The sequence below is a fragment of the Tardiphaga sp. genome (genome assembly GCF_028290785.1).
GTDB lineage: Bacteria > Pseudomonadota > Alphaproteobacteria > Rhizobiales > Xanthobacteraceae > Tardiphaga.
The window spans coordinates 1-15,632 of the sequence record NZ_JAQGJD010000121.1 but is presented as its reverse complement, the minus strand read 5'-3'; the positions used below and the strand labels follow the sequence as shown (position 1 = coordinate 15,632).

At 61.0% G+C, this 15,632-nt stretch carries 17 protein-coding genes; 5 read left to right on the top strand and 12 right to left on the bottom strand.

Annotated features, from left to right (window positions below; translation table 11 throughout):
• Positions 1 to 518: 518 nt before the first annotated feature.
• The 4 genes from JWR89_RS07105 to JWR89_RS07090 all read right to left on the bottom strand — a co-directional run bounded on the left by JWR89_RS07105 (position 519) and on the right by JWR89_RS07090 (position 5,814).
• The gene (locus JWR89_RS07105) at positions 519 to 1,910 is read right to left on the bottom strand and encodes a TAXI family TRAP transporter solute-binding subunit (protein ID WP_299713590.1); all 1,392 of its coding nucleotides are present in this window, start codon (positions 1,908 to 1,910) and stop codon (positions 519 to 521) included.
• A 284-nt stretch (positions 1,911 to 2,194) separates the two neighbouring features.
• Complete coding sequence (locus tag JWR89_RS07100; protein WP_299713587.1) at positions 2,195 to 3,562, bottom strand: MFS transporter; 1,368 nt, start codon at positions 3,560 to 3,562, stop codon at positions 2,195 to 2,197.
• A gap of 76 nt (positions 3,563 to 3,638) precedes the next feature.
• Positions 3,639 to 5,168 carry an aldehyde dehydrogenase gene (locus JWR89_RS07095; RefSeq protein WP_299713585.1) on the bottom strand — a complete coding sequence of 510 codons (1,530 nt, stop codon included), beginning with the start codon at positions 5,166 to 5,168 and terminating at the stop codon, positions 3,639 to 3,641.
• A gap of 10 nt (positions 5,169 to 5,178) precedes the next feature.
• Positions 5,179 to 5,814: a GntR family transcriptional regulator gene (locus JWR89_RS07090; protein WP_299713598.1), complete on the bottom strand. Its 636-nt coding sequence runs from the start codon at positions 5,812 to 5,814 to the stop codon at positions 5,179 to 5,181.
• A gap of 123 nt (positions 5,815 to 5,937) precedes the next feature.
• Here JWR89_RS07090 and JWR89_RS07085 point away from each other — a divergent pair, with 123 nt between their 5' ends.
• A complete protein-coding gene (locus JWR89_RS07085; protein WP_299713582.1) occupies positions 5,938 to 6,750 on the top strand; it encodes an alpha/beta fold hydrolase in 813 nt (270 codons plus the stop codon).
• 118 nt (positions 6,751 to 6,868) lie between these two features.
• On the opposite strand, the gene JWR89_RS07080 is transcribed toward JWR89_RS07085, so the two are convergent.
• Positions 6,869 to 7,453: a tripartite tricarboxylate transporter substrate-binding protein gene (locus JWR89_RS07080; RefSeq protein WP_299713580.1), complete on the bottom strand. Its 585-nt coding sequence runs from the start codon at positions 7,451 to 7,453 to the stop codon at positions 6,869 to 6,871.
• Positions 7,454 to 8,034: 581 nt separating this feature from the next.
• Here JWR89_RS07080 and JWR89_RS07075 point away from each other — a divergent pair.
• The gene (locus tag JWR89_RS07075) at positions 8,035 to 8,250 is read left to right on the top strand and encodes a hypothetical protein (RefSeq protein WP_299713577.1); all 216 of its coding nucleotides are present in this window, start codon (positions 8,035 to 8,037) and stop codon (positions 8,248 to 8,250) included.
• Positions 8,251 to 8,255: 5 nt separating this feature from the next.
• Positions 8,256 to 8,879, top strand: a complete 624-nt coding sequence (locus tag JWR89_RS07070) for a cell envelope biogenesis protein TolA (protein WP_299713574.1) — start codon at positions 8,256 to 8,258, stop codon at positions 8,877 to 8,879.
• A gap of 25 nt (positions 8,880 to 8,904) precedes the next feature.
• Here JWR89_RS07070 and JWR89_RS07065 read toward each other — a convergent pair whose 3' ends face one another.
• Together JWR89_RS07065 and JWR89_RS07060 are read right to left on the bottom strand one after the other, a co-directional pair.
• Complete coding sequence (locus JWR89_RS07065; RefSeq protein WP_299713571.1) at positions 8,905 to 9,360, bottom strand: hypothetical protein; 456 nt, start codon at positions 9,358 to 9,360, stop codon at positions 8,905 to 8,907.
• A gap of 4 nt (positions 9,361 to 9,364) precedes the next feature.
• A complete protein-coding gene (locus JWR89_RS07060) occupies positions 9,365 to 9,586 on the bottom strand; it encodes a hypothetical protein (protein WP_299713568.1) in 222 nt (73 codons plus the stop codon).
• A 164-nt stretch (positions 9,587 to 9,750) separates the two neighbouring features.
• Here JWR89_RS07060 and JWR89_RS07055 point away from each other — a divergent pair, with 164 nt between their 5' ends.
• Together JWR89_RS07055 and JWR89_RS07050 are read left to right on the top strand one after the other, a co-directional pair.
• Positions 9,751 to 10,248, top strand: coding sequence for a DUF427 domain-containing protein (locus tag JWR89_RS07055; RefSeq protein WP_299713596.1), 498 nt, complete (start codon positions 9,751 to 9,753; stop codon positions 10,246 to 10,248).
• A 257-nt stretch (positions 10,249 to 10,505) separates the two neighbouring features.
• Entirely contained in the window at positions 10,506 to 10,853 is a 348-nt protein-coding gene (locus JWR89_RS07050) for a hypothetical protein (RefSeq protein ID WP_299713565.1), read from the top strand.
• Here the strand turns inward: JWR89_RS07050 and JWR89_RS07045 are convergent.
• The 5 genes from JWR89_RS07045 to JWR89_RS07025 form a co-directional block, all read right to left on the bottom strand.
• On the bottom strand, positions 10,846 to 11,598 hold the full coding sequence (locus JWR89_RS07045) for a hypothetical protein (RefSeq protein ID WP_299713562.1): 753 nt from the start codon (positions 11,596 to 11,598) through the stop codon (positions 10,846 to 10,848). The two genes, JWR89_RS07050 and JWR89_RS07045, sit on opposite strands and share 8 nt — an antisense overlap.
• A 42-nt stretch (positions 11,599 to 11,640) precedes the next feature.
• Entirely contained in the window at positions 11,641 to 12,504 is an 864-nt protein-coding gene (locus tag JWR89_RS07040; protein WP_299713560.1) for a hypothetical protein, read from the bottom strand.
• A 748-nt stretch (positions 12,505 to 13,252) separates the two neighbouring features.
• On the bottom strand, positions 13,253 to 13,957 hold the full coding sequence (locus JWR89_RS07035) for an ABC transporter ATP-binding protein (protein ID WP_299713557.1): 705 nt from the start codon (positions 13,955 to 13,957) through the stop codon (positions 13,253 to 13,255).
• Positions 13,954 to 14,703 carry an ABC transporter ATP-binding protein gene (locus JWR89_RS07030; protein WP_299713554.1) on the bottom strand — a complete coding sequence of 250 codons (750 nt, stop codon included), beginning with the start codon at positions 14,701 to 14,703 and terminating at the stop codon, positions 13,954 to 13,956. Before JWR89_RS07030 ends, JWR89_RS07035 begins: the two co-directional genes overlap by 4 nt.
• Before the next feature lie 6 nt (positions 14,704 to 14,709).
• Positions 14,710 to 15,591 (bottom strand): branched-chain amino acid ABC transporter permease, encoded by an 882-nt coding sequence (locus JWR89_RS07025; protein WP_299713593.1) that lies wholly within the window; start codon positions 15,589 to 15,591, stop codon positions 14,710 to 14,712.
• Positions 15,592 to 15,632: the final 41 nt, after the last annotated feature.

Genomic DNA, 15,632 nt, shown 5'->3' with positions numbered 1-15,632 from the left:
CCGGCGAGGATAGAGCTCGCCACTATGCTGAGCAGGCCGATGAGTTCATCGGTCGATCTACTGCGGTCAGGTGGCAACACGGGACTGATTTGCATTTGAGGCACCGGCCATCGCGATAGGGGCCAATCACTCCGCTGTTATAAAGTTCCGGCCGTGCCGTTCCGACTAAGTGCAGGCGGTGCCGATTATGCGTACCAGAAGCGCACTTTTGACAATTGGTCTCCTGGCTGGAAATACCTGCTTTCGATCAGGAGTTCGAAGATTAGCGCTAGGTCATGACGTTTCCAACGCCGCCGGCCAGCCCGCGCCTGTACCGATGTTCGCAAGCAGATCAGCGACGGATGAGAGGCGTGTCTCGGCGACCAAAGCTTACCAGTCGCGCCCATCGTAGAGTGCGCCGCAAGTCCTCCGGACCGTCGAGATCGGCATATCGCTCGAGAAAACCCAGCGCCAAATGCGGGACCGACCGCTTCGCTATCTTCAGCACGCCGGCGTTCCCGAGATGCATCCATCGCGGACTACCTCAAGTATATCTGCTGTTTGGCCGGCATCGCGGCGAGCGCTGCCCGCCGGTCGGACAAGGCATGACGGAACTGCTCCAGCACTAGGCCAACGGCGGAGAGATCACCTGCTTCGATGGCACCGTCGTCGTAGGCATCCAACGTTTCGCGGAGGATCTCGTCGACCTCGTCCTGCATTCGCGCCAGATCGTCCACCGTGTCCGCCTGCCTCACCTCGGCGATGGTCTGCAACAATCGGTCGCGCTGCCGGGCGTTTTTGTCGCGCTCGTTATGCTTTAGATAATGCCGCAACCAAGCTCCGCCGGAGCCGACGCCAGACAGTAGCAGGATGCCACCCCAAAGAAAATCGCTGTATTTTTCCAAAAAGGTGCGCTCGGTGCCGTCGATATAGGCGGCGGCGCCTGGATGGGCCGGCAATGCGGCGTCCTTGTCGGTGTCCGGCTTCTCGATTTTCGCTGCGCTCGGCAGGTCTCTGGCCAGCGACGGGCGCACGGCGAACAATTGCCGGGTGAAAGCCCCAACAGTGGATTCCGACAGTGCCTTCCGCGCGATCAGCAGATGATTGACGCTGACCGTGTCGATCTTGTCATCGGGACGTGCCGGGGACGCATTAAAAGTACTGCCTGGAATTTCTTCGGCGTCATAGATCGGATGTTTTTGCGCGATCGCCTCGGAAACTTCGATCGGCAGAAACCTCGGCTCACCGCGAGCGCGGGCGGTGGCCGCAATGGCGTCGGCAGTGATCTTGCTGTCGAGCGGTCCGACGGTCATGAAGGCGTCGAGGCTCATATCGCGCGTCAGTTCGGCGATCTGGCCGACCCCGAACTGGACGACCGTCACCTTGTCCGGATCGACGCCGGATTCCGTGAGGATCACCCGCAGCAGCGCCACATTTGCCGGGGTCCGGCCGACCACGCCAACGCGCTTGCCAGCGAGGCCGTCGATGCCTTTGATCTTCGCCGCCGGTTCCTTCTTCGACCCCTTGGCCGCAAGGCCGGACGGCGACCACAGCACCACCATATTCTTGCGCAGGATCGCCACCGACGTCGCATCGCGCGGCAGATTCAGATCGCCGCGGGCGACGGCCAGCTCGGCCTTTGAGCCTTCGAGCGCCGCTATGCTCTCGACGCTTCCTTCGGTGGGCATTGCCACGATCCTCGCCGGGCTGCCGTCCTGCGCGAATGCCTGCCCGAGCGCCTGGATCAGCTTGTGGTCCTCGCTGCCCGCCGGCCCGACGGCAACGCGCAACACCACCGGCTTAAACGCGAAGTGCCAGACGCCCACGGCCGCGCCGAACAGCAGCAGGCCCGCCGCTAAAATCGGGAGCGACCAGTTCCTGCGTCTGCGGACCCGTCGCACGACGGCGGTCGCTTGATCTGATGACGCCATGCGTTCTGATCGGCCACGGACATCGCGGCCCTTTCTAATCCAAGATAGCACGCCGTGGAGTTTTCAACACCACTATCGGGACCCGTCGATCCCCGGGAACCGGGGCAAGGTCGATCGTGTGACGTCAAGTATGTCAGGCGAACAACCGACTCAACAACTCCCGGCGGGACGGCGGACGCTCGCGGCCGGCTTGATGATTATCGCATTCGACGGCGGCGACTTCGATCCGGCGAGCAGGCAGGTTTGCTCGCCGGATGCGTCGTGGGGCTGTCGATGTGACGGTATCAGGGCGTCTCCTTCAGCGCGACAGGCGCAGGCTCCTCGCCCTTCAGTTCTTCAAGCCGGCGATGCCGCGTCTCGATGCCGAGCCCGGCGACGGTGACGATCTGCACGATCAACAGCCCGATCATCAGCGACATCACGCCGGCGACGCCGCGCGCCTCGAACAGCATCACCACCAGGAACGGCGTCACGATGGTGGCGCCACGGCCAAGCGTGTTGACGATGCCCGACGCACGCAGCCGCACTTCGGTGGGAAACAATTCGGGAATGTAGATGCCGAATAGTAGCGCCACAAGCACGTAGATCGGAATTGTCAGCAGGAAACCGACCGCTGGCAGCAGGATCGGATCCGAGATCATCGGATAGATGATACCGAGCACCACGGTGACCAGCGACGAACCGATGATGGTGGGCTTGCGGCCCCAGCGATCCGCCGTCAGCGCGCCGATGGCCGAACCGACCGGCGCGCCCAGCGCCATCAGCAACGCGTAGCTGAACGACGTGGCCACGCTGAGCCCCTGTTTAATGAAGAACACCGGCAGCCAGGTCACGAAGCCGTACAGCAGCGTGTTGATGGTGATCAGGCACACCGAGCCCACGATCATGCGCGCCAGCAGCGGCTGCGTGAACAAAGTAGCCAGATCGCCGGACGGCGCCACCGCCGGCGCCAAGGCCGGGGCTGGCAGCGACCGTCCCTGCGCGGCCTGGCGCTCGATGCTCTGCATCAGAGCTTCCGCTTCTTCCTTTCGGCCGACGGCTTCGAGCCAGCGCGGCGATTCCGGCAGGCTCTTGCGCAGATACCAGACCACCAGCGCTCCCACGCCGCCGAGCACGAACATCGCCCGCCAGCCGAACTGCGGCACCACGAAGGACGCGACGAGCAACGCGGCCGGCAGTCCGGTGACGACACAGACCGCCATCAGCCCAAGCCACTTGCCCCGAGACTTGGCCGGCACGAACTCGGTCATGGTGGAATAACCGACCACGTTCTCGGCCCCGAGCCCGACGCCCATGAAGAAGCGGCAAACGATCAGAATGGTCATGGTGGGCGCGAAGGCGGCGGCGAGCGAGGCCAGACCAAATAGCAAGAGGTTGAACTGGTAGCTGAAGCGACGGCCGAAGCGGTCGCCTAGAAAGCCGGTACCGAACGAGCCCACCATCATGCCGACGAAAGTCGCCGAGATAAAAATGGCGTTCTGGCCAAGCGTGGAAAATCCGGTCTTCAACGTCACGCCGAGCACCGTCCCGGCAAGATAGATGTCAAAGCCGTCGAAGAACATGCCAATACCGATCAGGGTCATGATGCGGTAGTGAAACGGTCCGATCGGAAGCCGATCGAGGCGGCCTCCGGCGTTGACTGAAGTCGGCATTGGCGTCTCTCCCCTGTGTTGTTGGTGATCCGGACGGCTGCGCCTCTTTGGACTTTTGCAGCCGTCCGTTCCGTGATTAGTTCAGGCGCTTCTGGCCCGCCGTGTCGCGATACCAATCAAAGTCTTTCTCCGCAGTCGCCACCATCACGCTCTTAGTGTTGAAGTGATCGTCGAAGCTCTCGGTGCCGAACTCGCTGCCGATTCCGCTGTCGTCGACGCCACCCCACGGCGAGGCTGGATCGAGACGGTGATGATCGTTGACCCAAACAATACCGGCGCGAACGCGCGACGCGACGCGGTGGGCGCGCCCGACATCGCGGGTACGGATCGCGGCAGCCAGGCCGAACGGCGAGTCATTGGCGAGTCGCAGCGCATCGACTTCGTCCTTGAACGGTGTGACCGAGGTGAACGGTCCGAACACTTCTTCCTGGAAGATCCGCATGTCGGCACGGACGTCAGCGAACACCGTCGGTTTAACGAAATATCCGCCCTGGTGACCCGCAACATCGGCGGCAGTGCCACCCGTGACGAGCCGCGCGCCGTCTTCATGACCAAACCGCGAGTACATCAGCACGCGGTCGCGCTGCTTGGCCGAGATCACCGGCCCAAGCTGCGTTGCTGGATCGAAGGGATCGCCGATCCGGATCGACTCGGTTTTGCGCTGCAGCTTCTCCACAAACTCGTCATAGATCGTGTCCTGCACGATATGCCGTGAAGCACACACGCAAGTCTGCCCGGCGCCGATGAACGCGCCGAAGGCTGCATAATTGACGGCCTGGTCGATGTCGAAGTCGTCGAACACCATCACCGGCGTCTTGCCGCCAAGCTCCATGGTCTGGTGCGCGAATACCCTGGCGGCGGCGGCGCCAGCGATGCGACCGGCTTCGGTGCCGCCGGTCAGCACCAGCTTGTTAATATCGGGATGCTCGGCCAGCATTTTGCCGGCGCTCTGGCCAAGGCCGAGCACGACGTTGAACACGCCGTTCGGCAGGCCGGCGTCGGCGAAGATCTGTGCCAGCTTCAGCGTCGTCAGCGGAGTATATTCCGAGGGCTTCACCACCGTGGTGCAACCCGACGCCAAAACCGCGGCCAGCGATTTGCACATGATCATCAGCGGATGATTGAACGGCGTGCAGTTGGCGACGACGCCGATCGGCGTACGCAGCGTGTAATTCAAATAGTCGCCCTCGACAGGAATCACGGAATCCCGCCGCGACAGCGCGAGGCCAGCGAAATAGCGGAAGAAGTCCGGCAAGCGGCCGAGCTGCGCGCGGGTTTCGTTGAGAGGGCGGCCGTTGTTTAGCGTCTCAAGTCGGTACAGCGTATCGAGATTGGCCTCGAACGCGTCCGCGAGGCGGTTCACCAGACGGGCACGGCTGCGAATGTCCATGCCGCCCCATTCGCGGCCCTCGAAGGCGGCACGCGCGCTCTTCATGGCGCGGTCGATATCGGCCGCCGTGGAATTCGGAATGCGCGCGATAATTTCGCCCGTCGCCGGGTTGCGCACGTCGAGCAGCGTGCCGTTGCCGGCCTCGACCTGCTTGCCATCGACAAAATTGCCGTGAGTTTCGATGTCCAGCGACGCCGCAGTTGCGGGGATATTCATGACTGCCTCCCTAGATAATGACCGCGTTCCTGGCCAAGGCCGGCAAGACGCGCTTCTCGGTTTTCTGGATGTGGGCCCGAATGATCCGGGCGGCCGTTCGGCCATCGCGGCGCTGCATCGCGTCGATCAGATCAGCATGCTCGGCAACGAGCTGCGCAGGGTCGTGGCCCCTCACGTTGGCCAGACTGACACGGACCAGCCGGTCGGCCTGCCCGATCAGATCGCACGCGGCGACCGCCATGCGGCGATTGCCGGAGGCATAGGCCAGCGCGGTGTGGAAGGCGCGATTATAGGTGATGAACTCTTCGCGGTTGCCGATGAACGTCCGGAATTCGTCAAGGGCCGTCAGAACCTCGGAGGGCGCGTGCTCGATCGCCTCGGCGACACAGGCCGGCTCCAGTGCCAGTCGGAAGCGCAGCAGATCTCGCGCATCGCTGAGCGAGATCGGATTGACCCGGTAGCCCTGGCGCGGCTGCACTGTCACCAGATGCTCGCGCTCCAGCCGCAGCAAGGCCTCGCGAACCGGCTGCCGGCTAACCTCGTAACGCTCCGCGAGATCCTGCTCGCGCATATCATCACCCGGCGCGAAGCGGCAGGTGAGAATATCATCGCGCAGCAAATCGTAGATATTATCTCGCAAAAGCATCGTTTGTGTCCATTTTCTTCCCACCAAACTGACACACGTGAAATATCACGTCAATCCGCAAATGGGTTGAAGTGGCCGGAAAATCCCGTATCACTAGGCCAGTAGCGAACGGAGAGACTTCAAATGGACCAGCTTTTTGCCGATGGAACCGTGAACGCCAGCGTTTCCGGCAACGGTTCGCCACTGGTGCTGTTTCATTCGCTGCTCTCGGACCGCAGCAGTTTCGACCGCATCGTGCCGGCTCTCACCAAATCATTTCGCGTGATCGTGCCGGAGTTGCCGGGATTTGGCGCGTCGCACGCCGTCGAGGGCGGCCTCGCCGCGGTCGCCGATCGCATGGCGGAGTTCGTACGCGAAGCGACGACCGGAGAGAACGCGCTGGTTCTCGGTAATGGCTATGGCGGCTTTGTCGCGCTGCAGATGGCGATCCGTCATCCCGGCATTGCGGCGCGGCTGGTGCTGGCGGATTGCGGCGCCGCGTTCTCCGAACCGGGCCGCGAAGCTTTTCGAAACATGGCGGCTGCCGCGCGGGGCAAGGGACTGGCTGCGATCACGCCTGTCGCCATGCGCCGGCTTTTTGCCCCGGACTATCAGGAAGCGCACCCCGAATTGATGCGAGAGCGCGAGACGGCCTTCTTGCAAACGGACGTCGATGTGTTTCACGCTGCTTGCATGTCTCTGGCAGGGCTCGACCTGCGGCCGGATCTGTCGAAGGTAACGGTGCCGGTCCTCGTGATGGTCGGCGATCAGGACGAAGCGACCCCGCCGCCAATGTCGGAGGAACTCCGCGAGCTGCTACCGATCGCGCGCCTTCATGTGCTGAAGGGCTGCGCCCACGTCCCGCCCCTGCAGGCGCCCAAAGCATTTCTCGAAGCCATTGGTGCATTCCTGCGTGACGGCGCGACGCTGAACGCAGAGACAGGCGCCGCCAGATAGTTTATTCAGTTCGGCAGTATTCCACCTTCCAGCGATCGACCACATCCGCCCGGTCGCTCGCTCGCTACGCCAAGGCGTCGTTCAGTCCAGCGAGGGCCCCGCCCCCTTTTATTTGAAATCAGCGCGGCATCGACTCAGCGGCTACGATAAGCTTGCCATAGCGCTCGGCATCGCTACGCAGCTCGGCCTCAAACGCCTCTGGCGTTGACGTCGTGAGCCTGACGCCCTGCGCCGCGTACTGGTTGCCGATCGCCGGATCGGCCATGACCTCCGCGAGGTCCCGGGCGATCTGGCTGACGATCGGCTTGGGCGTTGCCGCGGCAGCCAGCATACCGAACCAGCTATCGTAGACGAAGCTCGGCAGCCCGGCCTCGGCGAATGTGGGCACGTCCGGCAATTGCGGCAGGCGCGCGTTGCCGGTTACGGCCAACGCGCGCAGCTTACCGGACTGGATAAGGTCGCCGCCGACATTGAAGAAGGTGAACGCGAGATTCGTATCGCCCCGCATGATGCTGATCTGCGATTCAGGCAGCCCGCGATGTGGCACCAGCACCATCTTCGACCCGGTGAGCTGCTTGAACAGTTCGGCCGCAATGCCTGTCGAGCTTCCGACGCCGGCGGAACTGTAGCTCAAGGCATCCGGCGTGGCGTTGGCGGCGTGGATCAATTCAGCCAGCGTCTTGAACGGCGCATCCGGCGGCACGATGAGGATCGCGCGAAGCAGACGTTGAGGGCGCAGCGCGCTGCGCGAAACTCCGATCGGCATGTGAAAATAAATACCATGCCCAAAAGCCAGCTATCGCAATCACTACCAATGTGTAGACGACACTGGAAACGTGGAGTCTGTGCTGATCCATCAGGACGCGGCGATTTTTTTATATATCCACCGGCGTCCATCATGGCGCCGCCAAACGCGGCCGCGCACAAGGCGACCAGTAATGGATCGTCGTGGAATAATGATTGTCCAGACGTGCCATGCCAAACTCCACTGCGGGCGTGGCTGCAAGCGAAGCAATCGATAGTGCTCTTGCTTACCAGTAATCATGCGCAATGCCTCGCTGAGGAACGAAGCCGCCGAGCGGAATATGATCGCCCGACGGCCACGCCACGCTGGGTCCGGGCGTCTGGCAATGTCCGGTGCATGAAAAATTACCGGCATCGCTAAGCATTGCAACGAATGCTTGATATTAACATTGATGCCCGCGAAAAGTGTTAAGTCTGGAACCGCTAGAAGCGATGCCGCAAGACCGTTCAATATCCAGCAATCAGCGTAAGGAGCGATCCATGAACAATCTGGCGAGCGATCAGATACCGGCGATCTCGGCACCGCGAGCCGCCCAGATTCTTCGCTCCAAGTACGTCAAGCCCGGCTCGCACGACAGCAAGCGAACCGTGCAGAGACTCCTGGAGGTGCTGGATCGCGACGACGTCGTGTCGGCCGAAGATCGTCTGGAGGACGGCATGGGCCTGCGCGACGATACCGTCGCAGCCGACGATTAGAGTCCATGACGAGAGCGCTCAAAACCTACCGGACGTCGATCGGGTTCTTCGACATGGCCGTCGCCGTTCCGTCGATGAAGGCTGCACTGGAAGCATGGGGTGCCAACAGCAACCTCTTCCATCAAGGCTTCGCCAGACAGGTGGACGACGCAGATGTGGTCGCCGCGACCATGAAGCGCCCAGGCGTCGTTCTGCGGCGCCCGGTGGGCACGACCGGACCCTTCAAGGAGCAAGCCGACCTCCCGGCGGACCTGGCATCTCCGCCCAAGTCCTCCAAGGCGACGAAGTCCGACGCGAAGCCTCGGCGACCGACGGGGAAGGTCGGTGCCAAGAGAGCCCAGGAAACGAAGGCTGCCGCCGTCGTCTTCGAACGCGAGGAGCGCACGCGGGCAGGCGCCCGGCGCAAGGAGGAGGCTGCCGAAGCAAAGGAGCGAAACCGCAGGGAGGCAGCCGTCGCGAAGGCTCAGGAGGCGCTGCGCGAAGCCGAGAGGTCCCATGCGAGCAACGTTGCGGCGATTGACACCGAGCGAGACGATATCGAACAGCGCGCCCGGGAAGAAGATGAGCGCTGGGAACGGGCCAGAGCGAAGTTGGAGTCCGCGGTACGGAAAGCGAAATCGAGCGGCTGAAAAATGCCGGCACGGCTGCGACGCCTCAGCCGTCAAACATCCTGCGGCTTCTGGCGCCGGCATAACGGATTGCGACGGATAGCGTCGCTCTTTCGTTGGTTTCGAGCGCGATCTTCTGCGCCAGCATGACGTCTCCCGCGACCAATTCGCCTTTCGGAACGACGCACCAGGCGCAGAACGGCCGCCCGTTCTCTTTCAACTGTTCGATGTTCAATGCCGTACCGACATGGATTCTGTAGCGGGTCGCCGTCTCACTTCCTACGATGTCGAAATGGCCATGGCGGTCGAAGCTCTGCAGTTGTTCGGGTGAGAGCCATTCCCGGAGAAGCTTCATGCCGCGAGCCTCTCGGTCGGAAGCCAAGAGCCTCGACGCGCCGCCGCGATGCCAGCGCCAAAGGGCAAGTATCGACCATTCAGCCAGAAACGTCGCCATGGTGGCCATCGCCACCATGAACGGCCACGTGGAAATGTCGTCGCTCACGACTTCAACCGCCGACAAGTCTTGGGAAAAACAACGTCTCTTTGGCGTCGGGATCGAAGGCCCGGATGATGCGCTGCTGACCGGGACCGGTACGGACGGCAGCGGTATATCCGGCGTCGGTCAATTCCGAGAATCTCGCTTTGGCTTCTTCGATCGCAGCGCGATCACCGGCGTCGAAAGCGTGCCGGGCGTCGCCCGTGCGATCCATCACGATCTGGATGGGCATGGGGAACTCCGTCTTTGCAACGTTTTGTGATGGTATTGCGCAAGATCGCCCTTCGGCAATCTCAACAGCGCGCGAACCGATCACTTCATCGCGACGTTCGGCCTGAACTTTGCGAACGGCCGTACGTTGCTTCGCCGATCCTCCTCGCAGCGAAAGTCTACGACATGAGACCGCCGTCCATCACGCAGCCTGGCGAAGACCAGGAGTCCGTCTGGGACTATCCGAGACCTCCCCGCCTGGAACAAACATCCGATCGTCTTCGCGTGCTGTTCGCCGGCGAGACAATCGCAGACACGACCGTCGGCTTTCGCGTGCTGGAGACGAGCCATCCGCCCGTCTACTACATTCCGCCCGGAGATATCGTGCAGCGCTTCATCGAAGAGGCGCCGGGGTCGTCGTGGTGCGAGTTCAAGGGGCATGCCAGGTACTGGTCCATCGCGGTCGGCACCAGACGGTCCTACAAGGCCGCATGGAGCTATGACAAGCCTACCCCGGGGTTCGAGGCAATCGCCGGCCATTTGGCCTTCTACGCTTCTCACGTCGACGAGTGTCGGGTCGGCGACGAACAGGTCCAGGCGCAGGAAGGCGACTTCTACGGCGGCTGGATCACCTCGCGGATCGTCGGCCCTTTCAAGGGCGGCGCCGGCACGCTGGGCTGGTAAGGCAGCTCCACGCCGCCTGACTGAACTCTAGTACGCTAGGCACGTTGAGTGATCGGAAGTGTCACATGCCTTACGCGCTGTTTGAGTACAGAGATAAATGAGCCGGACCTTCCCGACGGAAGACGGCGTCTGAAGGCATGCCGAAGAGGCCGGTCTCGTCGATGTCATCGACGGCTTGAAGGATCATTCGTCATTCAGACCTGCCCGGCCGACGCAACGATCGTCAAATATTCGCAGACATGTGCGGCAGCGTGCAGATGCATTTTGCCAAAATTGAAACGATCTGCGGTCGCGTACAGCTGGGCCTAGGCTTTCGCCTTTTCCACAATTTCAATTACGCGCAGGGCCGCCGGCTTTTTGCCTCCGGCGGCCCCACTCACGTCGCCGCCGCCGGTCTCTCATCAAAAGCGACGCCTGCCTCAATAAACGTTCCGCGCCCGAAGACCGGTAACGATCAAACACGATCCTTCCCTGCGGCAGGTCCCAGCGGCACCAAGACCAAGCGGATCAACAACTTCCTGGTGGTGTCGTCCTGCCAGATGATCGCATGGGTCTCCCCTAGGCGCCAAATGCCGCGATCGGATGAGGCGAGTATTTCTAATTAAATGTGTCGTCGAGCCATTCCGACCCCGACAGCCGTGTGATGGTTCTAGACTGACGCCGCGACTGCAACGGTACTAGCCGCTGGCCGAGCCGGCCGTCCGCAAATTGTATCGTCTGCAGGGTCATCAACACTAGCTTCCGGCGTTGAGAAGCCTTGCGGGTCTTTCGGCTCGGCTTCTCCGCTGCAGCCAACTGTACCGAGTTATCTGCGGAAGCGGATGGATAACGGTCCACTACCTGCAGACTTGATGCCGTAGACTTTGCGGTAGGCGACGACTCGCCGGGCGCCGGGGGCGCAGCCGTCGTAGTTTCGGCGACGTCGGCAACGGCCGCACTAGCGGTAGGCAAACGGGCCGCCGTGTCTGGCGTCGCTGTGGCTGGAATTCCTGTCGTCTTGGTATCGCCGGAAACGATTGCAGACGGCTTTGGGGGCGCAAGAACGCCAATCTCTCGACCAGGAGGACTAGGAGCCGCACTCGACAATGAGCCAGAAAGTGCAGCAGTAGGTTTCGGCAGTTCGTTCTCGGGCTTCGGTCCGGCCACCACGTTGGCGATCGTTTCCTCGACCGCGTCGTTTGTGCCCAGGCGAGTAGCAGCTTCCCGCTCGAATTTCTTTCTATTAGCGAGCTTGGCTTTCTGGTCCTGCGTCAGGCTGGATGGATCGCGAGCGGAAATAAGGGACAATCCACTATAACTGCCGCAAATCAGAACGGTGAGGGCGATCAGATAGGCAAGCAGCGCGGGCATGGACGCCTCTTTAAAATCACAAGACCTTCTTTTATGCTACCATTAGGGCAAAACGGTACGACGTCGATCGAGTGAATTGGCGTGGGTCATCCATAAAGGCAAAGGTGCACCATCGCGATTCCGCCCCCCGGCGCAAGCAGCGGCCCAGGCAGCAGCGGCGCCGAGGAGAACTGCGGTCGCTATGGAGAAGGCCAGGATGACGGTACTGCGTCGTGATCGCGCGATCGCCGTTTGGGATTTTGCTATGACACTATCGACCCTTTTCTCAGCGTCTGGCAATGCTAAACCGGTCGTCGCGCCAACCTGTTGGATAAGATAACTCCTGTCTTCCGCACTCATGGCATCATGGCCGGATGCGGTAAGGAGGATTCGACCGGCTTCGGCGCGCTCCGTGCTCAAATCGATATTCGGAGCTCGGCGTCCGGCGCGATACAGCCGGTCGAGTTCATAACTTAACACCGGTTCCGCCGCGCTCGTACGCGTCGTCACTGCGGATGATGAGGAACGGGGCAAAGCTGCTCCGCCAATCAACGATGCTAATACAGCGCCCATGACGACGGCCAGCGCCCATACGCCCAATCCGTGAAGACCGTCTGCGTGCTCTACCCCGTCGGCTGTTTCGGTAGTGCTGGATGTTCGAACGCGGCCGGCAATGTAGCCACCAAACGCGAAACTCAGAACAGCTTGCAGGATCAGATAAATGCCTGAGAGAATCCACAGAGCTGCGGAAGTATCACGCCAGGTCGGGGCCGCCGATGTAACTCCCAATCCTACTGTCGCGCCGAACGTGACCAAGATGAACGACAGTGCCGTCGCAGCCAATGCGCCTAGAACGATAGGAGACCATTGAATATGCTTCGGTGCCGACTCTTCCCGCGGCGCGGGAACCGCTGTTTCCAATGACATCTCCATCCCCTTTTAACGAAGACCGAAGAAGGACAAAATTGCCAAAATCACCACTACCAGCCCCACCAGATAAATTATGCCGTGCATGACCGCCTCCAGGAATTGATGATGCTACAAGCTGGTCAGTTTCATTAAGTTCCACATGTTGCATATTTTTCCCGAGCCGTTGCTTGCGCCTACGTAGCTGGTGGAATTGAGAAACGCGATGGCTTTTCACTTTCGAGCCAACTTATGTGTCTTCGCCGGCCTTGAATGGGCGTCTTTTGCAGTTGCTTACGCGCTTCTAACAAAAATAGCGCGAAGCGACGTGTGCCTAGAAATAGGTGCGCGGCCTCGACACACCGTGCGGTAGAACAACTCGTCACCGAAGCCTGGGATATGCCCCGACGCCCCCTGTCCGGAATGCGATAGCCGTCAGCTTTTGGTTGAAGCACGAATACTCGTGCCGGGAGGCAGCGCTCACGCTTATGAGTGAACGCATTGCGACTACATTAAATCGGTTGCCCCGGTAGTACTTGTGAAGATGGCCTCCGGGACCACTAATGTATCTCAGTTATCACCTCATCCACAGCGAGATCGCGAGCGCCAGTTATGAAGCGCGAGCAGCGCCTCCGCGTTGCAGATCATCAACACCGGTCCAAGTCGGTCTTCTTCAACAATATCCGCCAAGTGCTGCCGTTCGCGTGGCATTGCTGAATTGAGACATTTCTCACAGATAGATCGTCAGACTGCGCTCCGCTCAGCAACCCTAAAGACCGAGATACGCCGCTTGGACGCGCTTGTCTGTCGCCAATTCCTTGCTCTCGCCATGCATGATGACGCGCCCGCTTTCGAGCACGTAGGCACGCTGAACCAACGTTAGCGCACGACTGACGTTTTGTTCGACCAGGAGGATCGACGTCCCCATGGCGTGGATTTCGCGAATTTTTTCAAAAAGAACATCGCACATCACCGGCGCAAGACCGAGCGACGGCTCATCCAGCATGAGAAGCCGCGGCTTCAACATCAGGCCGCGCCCGACCGCCAGCATCTGCTGCTCGCCGCCGCTCATCGTTCCAGCGAGTTGCATGCGACGGTCGGCGAGACGCGGAAAGATGTTATAGACAAGTTCCATGGTTCGACGGCGATCGACCTTCGCCGCTGGAACGTAAGCACCGATCTCGAGGTTTTCCTCAACGGTCATTTCAGGAAACACTCGTCGCCCTTCCGGAACATGCGCGATGCCCAGCGCGGCCACCTTGTGGGGCGGCAGGCTCGAAATATCTTCTGCCTCCAGCTTCACGGACCCGGAGGTGGGTCGCAGCAGACCCGAGATGACGCGAAGGGTGCTGCTCTTGCCTGCGCCGTTTGCGCCCAGTAGCCCGACCGCCTCGCCCTTCCCGACCGTTATCGTGACATCCGCGATAGCCGGTACCGCTCCATAGCGTGCGCTAACTCCCGATAATTCGATCACGATGCAACTCCAGGGGCCGATTCGGCGACATGTTCAGATCCGAGATAGGCACGAATGACGTCCGCGTTGGCAACCACCTCCTTGGGCGATCCCTCCGCGATTTTCTGACCGTGATCCAGCACGACCATTCGGTCCGCCACCGCCATGATCGCCCGCATCACATGTTCGACAATGACGATCGTCAGACCCTTGGAGGCGAGCTTCCGGACAAGGGCGACGGCCTGGTCGATCTCGGAAGGATTGAGGCCCGCCATCACTTCGTCCAGCAACAGCAACCGCGGCTCGGTTGCCAGCGCCCGGGCCATTTCAAGACGACGCTGATCGATTGTTGTCAGATCCCGCGCCGGCATCGACTGGCGGGGTCCCAGCCCGACAAAGTCGATGGCTTCCATCGCTTTCTCCCGAGCAGCCGCCATTCCCTTGTGATGCAGGAACGCTCCCGTCATCACATTCGAAAGCACCGTCATCGCGCCGAACGGCTTTGCGACCTGAAAGGTGCGCGCAACGCCGTGAGAGCAGACGACGTGAGGGCGCAGACGCGCGATTTCCCTGCCAAACGCCACGACCGAACCGCTGTCGGGCGTTTGAAATCCGGTGATCAGGTTGAAGCTGGTGGTCTTGCCTGCTCCGTTCGGACCCAATAGCGCCACCGTCTCGTTTTCACGGACGGTGAAGCTGATATCCTGAACGGCGCGCAAGCCACCGAAGCGCTTGCTGAGATTACGAACAACGAGAGCGTCAGCCATAGCGCGTCAACTCCCCGCGACGTTTTTGCGCGCCCGGCGAGCGCGCTGTTCGTTAATGAAGCCCATGATTCCAGTCGGACGCCAGAGGATGACGGCCATCAGAATCAGGCTGTAGACCGTCAGCTGAATTCCGCCTGCCGAGCCGCCGAGCCAGCTCTGCAGCATGGCCGAAGTCGTTTCGAGCAAGACGGTGCCAATGACGGGCCCCCATAGCGTGCCGATTCCCCCGACGATCGAGACCAGCGCCGCCTCGATCGAGATGTTGAAGCTGAAGGCTGTCGCAGGATCGATGAAGTAGATGTATTGCGTATAGAACGTTCCTGCGAGTGCCGTCAGAAACGCACTCGCCATATAGATGTATCGCTTCATGCGAGGCGCATCGACGCCAATCGCTTCGGCGGCATCTTCATCCTCGCCAATCGCCATCAAATAGTAGCCAACCCACGACCGTTCGAGCCAGTACGTAACACCGAGCGCAACGACCAGCAGTCCGAGAATGACATAGTAGTAAGCGGCCTTCTCCTCAAACTGCATCATCCATGGCGCATTTCCGAGATTGGGAATGGTGGTCCCTTCAGCGCCCCAGGCGAAATCCCTGAATTTCAGGAAGATCAGCATCAACACTTGCGCAGTGGCGATGGTCGCGATCGTAAAATACGGACCGCGTAACCGGAAGCAAAGCCAGCCGATCGGAAGGCTGGCAAGCATGGCGACGCAGCCGCCAGCGACCATGCCGATCCACGGGGAAATGCCGTAATCGACCTGAAGGATCGTCGACGTATAGGCGCCGAGGCCAAAATAGGCCGCGTGACCGAGGGACAGCTGCTTGGCGTAACCTCCCATCAGATTCCAGGCGACGCCGATGAAGGAGAACAACAATATCCGGATCAGGACATCGATAGCGAAAGAACTCGTTACGAAATATGGCA

What these genes read in the sequence shown, in the direction of transcription:
- JWR89_RS07060 (WP_299713568.1), bottom strand. Translation starts at nt 9,586, where the DNA reads ATGCCCATCCAGATCGTGATGGATCGCACGGGCGACGCCCGGCACGCT.
- JWR89_RS07085 (WP_299713582.1), top strand. Translation starts at nt 5,938, where the DNA reads ATGGACCAGCTTTTTGCCGATGGAACCGTGAACGCCAGCGTTTCCGGC.
- JWR89_RS07045 (WP_299713562.1), bottom strand. Translation starts at nt 11,598, where the DNA reads ATGCCCGCGCTGCTTGCCTATCTGATCGCCCTCACCGTTCTGATTTGC.
- JWR89_RS07075 (WP_299713577.1), top strand. Translation starts at nt 8,035, where the DNA reads ATGAACAATCTGGCGAGCGATCAGATACCGGCGATCTCGGCACCGCGA.
- JWR89_RS07095 (WP_299713585.1), bottom strand. Translation starts at nt 5,168, where the DNA reads ATGAATATCCCCGCAACTGCGGCGTCGCTGGACATCGAAACTCACGGC.
- JWR89_RS07070 (WP_299713574.1), top strand. Translation starts at nt 8,256, where the DNA reads ATGACGAGAGCGCTCAAAACCTACCGGACGTCGATCGGGTTCTTCGAC.
- JWR89_RS07040 (WP_299713560.1), bottom strand. Translation starts at nt 12,504, where the DNA reads ATGTCATTGGAAACAGCGGTTCCCGCGCCGCGGGAAGAGTCGGCACCG.
- JWR89_RS07090 (WP_299713598.1), bottom strand. Translation starts at nt 5,814, where the DNA reads ATGCTTTTGCGAGATAATATCTACGATTTGCTGCGCGATGATATTCTC.
- JWR89_RS07050 (WP_299713565.1), top strand. Translation starts at nt 10,506, where the DNA reads ATGCATTTTGCCAAAATTGAAACGATCTGCGGTCGCGTACAGCTGGGC.
- JWR89_RS07030 (WP_299713554.1), bottom strand. Translation starts at nt 14,703, where the DNA reads ATGGCTGACGCTCTCGTTGTTCGTAATCTCAGCAAGCGCTTCGGTGGC.
- JWR89_RS07100 (WP_299713587.1), bottom strand. Translation starts at nt 3,562, where the DNA reads ATGCCGACTTCAGTCAACGCCGGAGGCCGCCTCGATCGGCTTCCGATC.
- JWR89_RS07105 (WP_299713590.1), bottom strand. Translation starts at nt 1,910, where the DNA reads ATGGCGTCATCAGATCAAGCGACCGCCGTCGTGCGACGGGTCCGCAGA.
- JWR89_RS07055 (WP_299713596.1), top strand. Translation starts at nt 9,751, where the DNA reads ATGAGACCGCCGTCCATCACGCAGCCTGGCGAAGACCAGGAGTCCGTC.